Here is a 10,044-nt window from a genome sequence, read left to right as displayed (position 1 = left end):
GCGTTCCAGCAGTACCTCGACGCACGCGGCCTGCCCCGACCCCTGTGGTGGCGCCAAGGCAAATGACCCCGGGCCTCAAGATTCCCGACGGAGTCGCTCAGTTCTCGTTCCTGCTTGCCGCACTCGGCGGCGTCTTCGTCTTCTTCGCAGGAATCGCAGCCTGACCTCAGGAATGAACCTGGCACGGCGAATGACTGCCTACGGTTGGGCGGGACGGAAGGAGGCGCACTCGCCCCATCCAACCGTAGGCACAGCAGGTCAGGTCCTCGCCCTGCCCACAGTCATCTGGGATAGGACACCTATGAAAAAGCGGTCAAGCCCCCACCATGATCAATCTCAGCGCCAATCACGGTTCCATTGATCCCCGAGGCCGGGCCCGACCGTGGCAGTCGGGCCCGATCCCTCATCATCCAGTTACATGTCGTTGCGTCCGTCCCCGTACTTGCTGGGGTTCCGTGCGCGATCCACAGCCTGTGCGCAAGCCTCGGCGAACGCGGCAGCGACAGCATGTTCGTCCGTGCCGCGCACCTGGGCCTCGACCTCTTGGCCGGGGCGGCGGGTCGTGTGCCAACGCACCGGCAAGTCCGTGTACAGGTCGGTCTCGAACTCCCAGGCCGATACGGACCATTGGTCAGCCCGGCCGATGTTGAGCCGTTCGCCGCCGGGCAGGAACACGGCGTGGGCGTGGTGAACGAGTCGGCGGTCGGGTATCCGGTCACGGATAGCCCGGATGCCGCCAGGTCCGAAGCGCTCCCACTGTGGCCGGTCCCACTTCTCCACGTGCGCAGGTTTGCCGGGGTGGTCGGTGCCCCACTGTGAGGCCACGGCCTGGGCGTGTTCGTTGTGCAGGAACGGAACGTAGCGCTTGCCAAGACAGGCCACGTACACGTCCGGCCCCGCGGGTGCGGGATTCTGGCTCAAGTCGGACACGGGGCCTCCAGGTGTCGACGGGATCTGGTGCGGGGTTGAGCCCCAGATCAGGGCACCGACCTTGGCGGCCGTCTGCTGGAGCACGGGACTGGTGAGGTGCTGGTACCGGCTGCGCATCCGGGCGGACTTGCCGGGCTCCCAGCCCATGATCCGGTCGACGACCGTGTCGGGGACGCCGAGAAGAAGGAGCACGGTCGCCGCCGTGTGACGGGCGTCGTGGAGACGGCCGTCACGGACCTTGGCCGCCTTGAGTAGGTCCTTCCACCGGTGGAAGTCGGTGTTGGGGTTGAGGGGCTCGCCGGTCGGCGAGGTGAACACGTACCCCTTCTCCACCCACAGGTCCCGGGCGAGGGCCCGCTCACGCGCCTGCTCCTCCTTGTGCCGCTTCAGGAGCCTGAGCAGTTCCTCGGGCACGCCGACCGGCCGCTTGCCGGCGCGGGTCTTGGTGTCCTTCGTCTCGCGCCGAATGTTGATCTTCTGCGGGCAGTAGCCAGGCTTGCGTCCGCACTTGTCGCCGCAGCCGTGCTGGTAGCGGGGCCGCAGGCGGCCTCGGCGTACGAGGATGACGCCAGCCACGAGGTCGACGTCCTCCCACTTCAAGCCAAGGACCTCGCCCTGGCGCAGACCGAGTGCGAGGGCGATGACCCAGCGGGCGGTGTTGCGCACCTTGGTGGCCTCGGCGAGGAGGCGCTGGACCTCGTCCAGCGAGTACGGCTCGACCTCCTCCTCTTCGAGCTTGGGGGCCTTGGCGATAGAGGCCGGATTGATGGTGAGGTGGCGGCGGCGGACGGCCTCGTTCAGCGCCGTGTTGACCGTGCGGTGGGCCTGGTGGGCGGTGCCGGCGGCGCTGCCGTTGGCCTGCATCTTCTGGTAGAAGCGCTCCAGATGTTCGGGCTCCAGCTTCTCCAGGCGGTGCGCGCCCAGACTGGGTATGAGGTGGTGGTAGACCGCCACGCGGTAGCCGTCGATGGTGTTCTCACCGACGTTGGGCGCGGCGATGTTCTCCGCCCAGTGGGTCAGCCAGGTCTCGACCGTCCAGGTCTGGCCGGTCTTGCGGACGCCGGTGGAGTCGCGTTGCTTCTCCAGCTCGCGAACGGCCTTGGTGACTTCAGCGCGGGTCTTGCGCCCGATGTGGCGCCGGTCGGGGGTGCCGTCGTCCTTGACGCCGACGGTGACGCGGCCGTGCCAGCGTCCGTCCTTGCCGAAGTAGATGGACGAGGCGCCGTTGGGCTGGCGGGAGTTCTGGGGCTTCGGGGTCTTTGCCATGGTCGCCCCGCTCAGGCCGCAGCGTCGAAGTCCGTGGCCTGGTGGCGGCGGGCCAGGAACTCGCCGACCGCCTCAGCGGGTATGCGGCGCAGGCTGCCGATCTTGACGGAACGTATCTCCCCGGATGAGACGTACTCGTACAGCTTGGTGCGACCGATGCCGATCCGGCGGGCGGCTTCGGCGACGGTGAGGGCGACCAGGGTTGTGTCGCCGGCAGATCGCCGCTCGGCCATCAGTGTGCGCAGGGCGTCCTCGGGGACGTCCAGGAGCTGGGCTATCTGGGAAATGGGCAGGGCGGACTGCGACAAGGGTGCTCCTCCCGCCGGCATCGCGGCGTCGCGGGAGCGGCAACTCCCGCCGGCCTGGCCGGTGGCGTCGTTCAGGGATGGATGGTGATCGTCGGCGACTGAGGTCGCCGCGCGTGAGGCTTCTCGGCGTTCGTAGCGCCGTGAGAGGGGCAACAGCCGGCTATTCGCCGGCGGGTGGCTGCCTCTGGTTTCGCAAGTGCGCCTGGGACGGGTGCAGGCTTCTCATCGCGGCTCGTTCTTCGAGCTCAAGGAGTTCGTCGACCTGTCCTCTCTGCTCAGGCCCCTTGTCCCCATAGGCGTCGAGTTCTCCCTGGATCTCGTGCAGGTGCATCTGGTTCCGGTCGATCGCCGCTCGCAGTTGGCGGTACTCCAGCGTCATCTGGACGTACTCACGGGCGAGCTCGCGGATGCGGGGCGTGGCCAGCTCTCCAGGCGGTCCGATCAAGTCCTGCATGGTGATGTCGAAGACCTTGCAGAAACCGAGCGCCTCGTCGAGGTTGACCCTTCGACGAGGTTTGCCGCTCTCAATGCGCCAGATCGCCGACTGGTTGATCGGATGGCCAGCAGCAGCCATCTCCTCGGCGAGCTTTACCGTGCTCCAACCGCGGACCTCGCGCTCCAGCTTGATGCGGGCGGCGACGTGATCCTCCGGCAACGGACGACCGGGGCCGGCGCGCTCTGCACCTTCCTCACCGCTCATTCGCACCTCCTTTCACGCCACAGCGGGTCCACCGGGCCAGCATCCACAACTAAACATTATTGCGGAGCGAAATGCAAGGCGTTGCGCTTCCGAAAATCTCGGCTATGGTCATAGTCCGCCGTACAGCGGTGGACGGATCCGCACACGCAAGCGGCCCCGGTGCTACGAACACCGGGGCCGAAGTAGAGGCTCCACCGTACAACCATCCATCCCTGAACGATCTATACCGGCACCGGCCGGGGTTGCCGCCCCTTAATGGCCTGCCGGGTGAGGAGCTCCATGCCCCAGGGTACGACCCTGCCACCCCAGATGCCATCCCACTCCGCAGAAGGACCCGGCCCGCTTCCGGACGGGCAGACGGAGCCTCCCTTCAACGTGGAGGCCGAATGCGCGGTGCTCGGCGCCTGCATGCACAACAGCGACATCATCGACACGGTCCGGCCGATCCTGGGCGATGCCGCCTTCTACCGGCCCGCGCACGAGACCATCTGGCGTGCCCTGCTCGCCCAGCGCCGCGAGGACAAGCCGACCGACCCGATCGCCCTCACCGAGCTACTCCAAGGGCAGGGTGATCTGCAGCGAGTCGGTGGTAACACCTACGTGTTCCAGCTCGCCAACCTGCACTACGGCACCGGCGGCGCAGAGCATCACGCGGAGATCATCCGCGAGAAGGCCAACCTCCGCCGCCTGCTCGCCTCCGCGATACGCACCGTCCAGCGTGCCCAAGAACCGGGCGCCGACCCAGAGGCGATACGCAGCGAGGTCGAAGCGGAGATGCGGGCCGAGCGCGAGCGGGCACTCGCCTCCGGTCAGGGGCGCCTGAACCGCTTCGCCAGGGATGGGTGGTCCTTCGTCAAGGAGACCGGCGCGGACGCCGAGCCCTTGTGGGGCACCAGGGAGAAGACCGTCTGGGCGCCGGGCGAGAGCCTGATGATCGTCGGCGCACCCGGAGTCGGGAAGACCACCCTGGCCCACCAGGTGGTCTTCGCCCGCCTCGGCCTCACGCAGACCGTCCTGGAGATGCCGGTCGCCCCCAGCAGGCGGGTGCTCTACCTGGCCATGGACCGGCCCCGGCAGATCGCCAGGGCCATGGACCGCCGCGTTTTCCCCGCCGACGAGAAAATCCTGCGCGAGCGGCTCGTCGTCTGGGAGGGCCCGCTGCCCGCCACCCTCGACAAGGAGCCCGACCTCCTCGCCGACCTCGCCGCCGCCCACCGGGCCGACACCATCGTGATCGACAGCCTCAAGGACGCCGTCAGCACAATGGTCGACGACAGCCTCGCGGTCGCCTTCCACAACGCCCGCATGCGCGCCCTGCGAGGCGGCGTGGAGATCCTGGAGTTGCACCACCAGCGCAAGGCCACCGCCGATGCCCCACGCGGCCAGCGCCCCGCCCTGGACCAGGTCTACGGCTCCACCTGGTTCACCGCCGGCGCGGGCAGTGTCCTGTTCGTCACCGGCCGCGCGGGCGACCCCGCCGTCACCCTGCACCACCTCAAGACCCCCACCGGGGAGGTCGGCCCGCTCGATGTCACCCACGACCACGTGCGCGGCACCACCACGGTCGACCCCAGCAGGGACCCCGCCGTCCTGCTGCGCAACGCCCCAGGCGGCATGACCGCCCGCGATCTGGCGGGCATCCTGATCGGCGGCGGCGAGCCCGAACGCGCCGACGTGGAAAAGGCACGGCGCCACCTGGGCCGCCTCGTCGACAGCGGCCTGGCCACCAGGGCCGACGGCGTCGCCGGAGGAGCCGGAGGCGGGCAGCAGACCCGCTACTACGCCTCCTCCCGCCACCTCACCGCCGTCGGCTGAACCTCACCGGTACCCGGGCGAAGCGATCACGCGACCGTACACGCGGCCCTCACACACTGGCGCCCCGGGAAACCGCTCACGGCGTCCACGCTCACCGCAAAACCGCAGGTAGAACGATCACGCGAGCGTCCACGCCGTACACGCGCCCAAGCGATCACGCGCGGGGCCCCCTTTAGAAGGGGCCCCGCGTGAACGCCCCCTCCGTGAACGCCCCTCACCCCTGCACCAAAAGCCCCACTTCAGCCTGCCCCTGGAGCCCTTCGCCTTGCACTTGCACTCCCCCACCCCCGATAGCCCTCGCCACGACACACGGCAGCCGGCACATCCACGCTGGCGTCTTCCCGCCCGCCTCCGCCGCCAGGCACCCACGCCCACTGGAGAGCGTCGCGTGAAACACAAGGGACGTACCACCCTCGTCCTCGGCCTGGCGGCGGTCGTCCTCATGGCCTTCCGGGTCTCGTGGAACGCGCTGTCCGACGTGGCCCGCGCCATCGGCGCCGACTCCACCGCCGCCCTGCTCTACCCCATCGTGGTCGACGGCCTGATGGCCCTCGCACTGGTCGCCACGCTTGTGCTGACCGGTCCCGACCGGAAGTTCGCGCTGCGGGTCCTGGCGACCTACACGATCGCCAGCCTCCTGCTGAACTACGTGCACGGCCTCATCCCGGCCCTGCACACCACGTCGGTCCAGCGGGGCCGACTGACCGACTGCGTCCCTGCGAACTGGGCCCTCGTACTGCTGGCGACCTCGCTCCCGGTCGGGTCGATCTACTTCGGGTCGGACCTCGTAGCGAAGGTGCTGCACCACACCCCCGCGTCGGCCGACTCCGCTGAAGGAGCCTCTGCCCGGTCGGGGCCCCAGCAAGCCGACCAGCAGGCCGCACGGTCGAGGTCTGACCAGGCGAAATCGGCCCCCGAGCAGCCGGCGGAGTCGACCCCTTTGAAGGTCGCCAAGGCGCCCGCGACGGGGCCGGCCGAGGCCGTCGAGTCGGCCCGCGCTACCCGACCGCCCCGGTCGGCCACCGTGTCGGAGTCGACTGGAGCCGCCCCGCGTCAGGCGACCGGTCGGGTCCCCGCCACCGCCGAGTCGACCGCCGACCGGCCCCGCCCTCGTACCCGGACCGACGCCGAAATCCTCGACGAGGCCCGACTCCTGACCGCCGACTGGAGCGACGACCGGCTGACCGCCAAGCGCCTGCGCGACGAACTACGGATCAGCCAAAAGCGCGCCCCCTTCGTGCGCGACCAGCTGAAGGCCGAGCGCACCGGCCAGGCCGAGCCCGCCGCGAACGACAGCTTCGAGGCCGAGCCCCTCGACGGACTCGACGAAGCCGCCTCCCAGCGGCAGAGGGAACTCGACACAGCCCCCGTCGGCACCGTCTGACCCCGCAAACGCACCGATCACCCCACGCTTCCGGCTCACCCCGTGGCCCCGCGCCGACAAGCACAGGGGCACGGCAGCAGGCACAGCGAAGCATCCACCCCCCACGGAGACCACCCCATGCACGAATCGCACCACCAACTCCCCACGCCCCAGCAGGAGATAGCTGCCACCCCAACCCCAAACAGCGCAGCAAGTTGTCGGATAAGGAGTCCTTATCCGACCCACGCCCCGGAGGGGGCGGAGGCGCCCGGCGCAGGGGCGCCGGGATCGGTCGGCCCAGGGGAGCCGACCGAGGCAGGGGGCACTGAGCAGTCGTTCAGCGTGCCGCAGCCGCCTGCACCGCGTCGCCGCCTTCGTGACAAGCAGCTGCGCGAGCACCGCGTCCACCCCCGCTACAACGAAAACGAGATCGCTCTCGTGAAGAACGCCGCCGCCCTGAGCCGCATGCAGCCCGGCGGCTACGTCGCCGAGTGCGCACTCGCCGCCGCCCGCGCCTACGACCCCACCGCCGCCGTCGCCGACTACCGCGCCATGGTGCAGACGCTCATGGCTGCCAACGGGCAGCTCGGTTTCATCGGCAACAACCTCAACCAGCTCACCTGGCACCTCAACAAGGACGGCGCCTGGCCCCACCCCGACACCGTCCAACGGCTCCTTGCCCGCGTCGAGGCATCCATCGCCGAGGTGGACACCGCCGTCGCCCAGATCACCGAGGGGCGGTGAGCCCTTGATCCCGAAGATCATCCTCGGCAAGGGGCCAGAAGCCACGCGCCGCACGATCGGCTATCTCTTCGGCAAGGGCCGGGCCAACGAGCACATCGACCCGCACCTGGTGGCCTCCTGGAACGACTTCGCCCCCGACCCCGGCCGCAGCCCCCACCGTGACCCGAAGGACGTGGAGGCCCAGCTTGTCGCGCAGCTCGATCAGCCCGTGAAGATGCTCGGCGACAAGGCACCCATGCACACCGTGTGGCACTGTCCCGTCCGGGCCGCCCCCGAAGACCCGATCCTCACCGACGCCCAGTGGGCGGACATCGCCCGCCGGATCGTGGCCGCCGCCGGCATCGCCCCCGCAGACGACGAGGAAGGCTGCCGCTGGGTGGCTGTCCGCCACGCCGACGACCACATCCACATCGCCGCCACCCTCGTACGGCAAGACGGCCGACGCCCTAAGCGTGACTACGACCAGCGCGCCGTCCAGCGCGAAGCCCGAAAGATCGAAGTCGCCTACGGGCTGAGGCGGTTGAAGCCGGGCGACGGCACGGCCGCCAAACGGCCCACCAGCAAGGAACACTTCAAGGCCAAGCGCCTGGGCCAGGACGCCGCCTCCCGCGACGTCCTGCGCCTGCGGGTCCGCCGCGCCGTCGCCGCCGCGGCCGACGAGGCCGAGTTCTTCGCCCTGCTGGAGGCCACCGGCGTGACCGTGCGTCTCAAGCGCGGCCCGTCCGGCGACGCACTCGGCTGCAACTTCGCCCTGCCCGGCGACACCAACGACAACGGCGAGCCCGTCTTCTACTCCGGCTCCACCCTCGCCCCCGACCTCTCCCTCCCCCAGATCCGCCAACGTCTCGCCACCACCAGCCCCGAACCGGCCACCGTCCGGCCGGGCAACCCGTGGCACCAGGCCACCGCCGCCACCGAACGCATCCCCCACCACCTCACCCACGGCGACGATGGGGTGGCCCAAGGGCAGCTGGTCGCGCTCGGCGCCGCACTGGACCTCCTGCCGGTCACTGGACCGGCTGCGCTCAAGGCCGAACTCGAGCAGGCCGCGGCCGTCTTCGAGCGCGCCACCCGCTCTCGCATCGCCGCCGACCTCGACAGCACACGCGTCCTGCGCCGCAACGTCCAGGCGATCTGGCGGGAGAGGCCCCAGGACGGTGACGGGGCCGGATTCGCGATGCTCCTGGACGCAGTGCTCACCGCGGTGGCGTTCGCGATGCACTGGCACCGCACCCGCCAGCACGCCCAGCAGCAGGCGGCCGCCGAGCAGACCCTCATCCACCTGCAGGCCGCGTATGCGCAGGTCGCCGGCCCGGTCCTGACGGACCTCGCACGCCGCTCGCCCGGCCTCCAGACCAAGCGCCGCTACGCCCACCACCTCCAGGAGGCGGTACCGGAACACGCCGAGCGCATCCTGGCCGACCCTGCCTGGGACGCACTCGCCACCGTGCTCGCCGAGGCAGAAGCAGCAGGACATACCCCGGCCACCGTCCTCGACCAGGCGCTTAGCCAGCGCACCCTGGACGACGCCCACAGCCCCGCCCGCGCCCTGACCTGGCGCGTCCGCCGCCTCGGCGAACGCCACGCCCCCAGCCCGCAAGCCGAGGCAGCCAGGGCTCGCAGCGCCACACCACACCCGGTCGCTCCCGTCCAACCAGCGGCAGCCCCTCCAGCGCCGCAGCCGTCACCAGCACGGCGGCGCTGATCACCCCTGCGTCCAGCCGCCACTTTCACCGACACCGATCACACGACAACACACGAGGAACCGCCCATGCCCCAGCCCTCTGTCCGCCCCAATGTCGTCGTCCTCCTCACTGAAGTGGACAGCACCCCCCGCGATGACTACTCGCTCATTAATCGCCACTACGGGACCGTGTTCACCGACGCCGAGCGCGACCTGATCTGCACCGCTACCCCGGCGGAGATAACCGCCGCGAACGCGCAGCGAGAGCTTGAGAACGAGTGGGTGCGCGAAACCAACGAGATAAACAAGGCCCTCGTCGACCTGGTCACGAAGTACATTGACCAACTCCCCGAGGGCTCCCTGTGCAGCAACATCTACGCCACCATGACCGACGAGGACTACGCGGAATGCGACCGCTTGGCCAGGATCGTCGCCGCACGAAACGGCATCGAATACCCCGTGGAGGACCAGGACAGCTGACCGCACGCACGCCAACGGCGGCCCACCCAGTGGGCCGCCGTTGCGGCAGGACTGAAAAGCGGCTGCCGATTCACCCCGCAGACCTCACCACCGTGGCCTTGGCGACCGCCTTGCGCACGTGGGCATCGACAAGACCGGGGCTACCGGAGACCACAACGACCACCGTCCCGATGCGGACGGCGGTCTGCTTGACGACGCTGCTACGACCGCCGGCGACGAACGTCAGCAGCTGGCTCCACTGCTCGTCACCCAGCCGGTCGACGAGCACCTTCCGAGTCGTGACCGTGACGGTCGTACTGCCGGTGAGGACCTGGTAAGCCGGGCAGGAGGTCATCGCCTCGAAGATCCGGCCCACGCTCCGGGAGAGCTTGTCCTCGGTGTCGCTGTACAGCTCCTCGTCCACCTCGGAGTTGCTGCCGCCCGCATAGGTGAAGGACGCCTTCACCTTGTGCGGGAAGTCGAGGCTTCCGCCGACCGCGGCCTCGCTGCCCAGTTTCTCCAGCGCCGGACAGCCGTTCTGGTCACGTCGTCGTGCTGCGCTGGGGACTGAGGCGTGCGGGTGTAACCCTCGCCCAGGTCGCTCTCGTCCAGGAGCCGCTTGGCCAGCGTGGCCGAGGACAGCGGAGCGGGCGTCGAGGCACTCGCGCCGTCGGGGTGCACTGAGAGTGCGGTTTGAAGGCTTTCGTAGTGCTTTCTCATGTTGCGCCCCGACCCCTACCGGGCGACTGACCTGCGGTCCGGCACGAACGGCTGG

8 protein-coding genes and 1 pseudogene are annotated in these 10,044 nt (G+C 69.6%); 5 read left to right on the top strand and 4 right to left on the bottom strand.

The window, feature by feature from the left end:
* Positions 1-414: 414 nt before the first annotated feature.
* The 3 genes from AB0N07_RS48430 to AB0N07_RS48420 form a co-directional block, all read right to left on the bottom strand.
* Entirely contained in the window at positions 415-2,196 is a 1,782-nt protein-coding gene (locus AB0N07_RS48430) for a tyrosine-type recombinase/integrase (RefSeq protein WP_365846996.1), read from the bottom strand.
* 11 nt (positions 2,197-2,207) lie between these two features.
* A complete protein-coding gene (locus AB0N07_RS48425; RefSeq protein ID WP_365846994.1) occupies positions 2,208-2,504 on the bottom strand; it encodes a helix-turn-helix domain-containing protein in 297 nt (98 codons plus the stop codon).
* 160 nt (positions 2,505-2,664) lie between these two features.
* The gene (locus tag AB0N07_RS48420; protein WP_365846992.1) at positions 2,665-3,204 is read right to left on the bottom strand and encodes a helix-turn-helix transcriptional regulator; all 540 of its coding nucleotides are present in this window, start codon (positions 3,202-3,204) and stop codon (positions 2,665-2,667) included.
* A 279-nt stretch (positions 3,205-3,483) separates the two neighbouring features.
* On the opposite strand from AB0N07_RS48420, the gene AB0N07_RS48415 reads away from it, so the two are divergent.
* From AB0N07_RS48415 to AB0N07_RS48395, 5 genes are all read left to right on the top strand, one after another.
* On the top strand, positions 3,484-5,019 hold the full coding sequence (locus AB0N07_RS48415; protein ID WP_365846990.1) for a DnaB-like helicase N-terminal domain-containing protein: 1,536 nt from the start codon (positions 3,484-3,486) through the stop codon (positions 5,017-5,019).
* 388 nt (positions 5,020-5,407) lie between these two features.
* Positions 5,408-6,403 carry a DUF2637 domain-containing protein gene (locus AB0N07_RS48410; protein ID WP_365846988.1) on the top strand — a complete coding sequence of 332 codons (996 nt, stop codon included), beginning with the start codon at positions 5,408-5,410 and terminating at the stop codon, positions 6,401-6,403.
* A 321-nt stretch (positions 6,404-6,724) separates the two neighbouring features.
* Positions 6,725-7,126 carry a plasmid mobilization relaxosome protein MobC gene (gene mobC / locus AB0N07_RS48405; protein WP_365846986.1) on the top strand — a complete coding sequence of 134 codons (402 nt, stop codon included), beginning with the start codon at positions 6,725-6,727 and terminating at the stop codon, positions 7,124-7,126.
* A 4-nt stretch (positions 7,127-7,130) separates the two neighbouring features.
* A complete protein-coding gene (locus AB0N07_RS48400) occupies positions 7,131-8,831 on the top strand; it encodes a mobilization protein (protein WP_365846984.1) in 1,701 nt (566 codons plus the stop codon).
* A gap of 66 nt (positions 8,832-8,897) precedes the next feature.
* Positions 8,898-9,290, top strand: a complete 393-nt coding sequence (locus AB0N07_RS48395; RefSeq protein ID WP_365846982.1) for a hypothetical protein — start codon at positions 8,898-8,900, stop codon at positions 9,288-9,290.
* A 70-nt stretch (positions 9,291-9,360) separates the two neighbouring features.
* Here the strand turns inward: AB0N07_RS48395 and AB0N07_RS48390 are convergent.
* Positions 9,361-9,917, bottom strand: a pseudogene (locus tag AB0N07_RS48390) (hypothetical protein); the annotation flags it as partial.
* Positions 9,918-10,044: the final 127 nt, after the last annotated feature.

This window comes from Streptomyces sp. NPDC051172 (assembly GCF_040682555.1).
Classification (GTDB): domain Bacteria; phylum Actinomycetota; class Actinomycetes; order Streptomycetales; family Streptomycetaceae; genus Streptomyces.
Note: the sequence above shows the minus strand (reverse complement) of the source record. Positions and strands in the feature narration are given on the sequence as shown.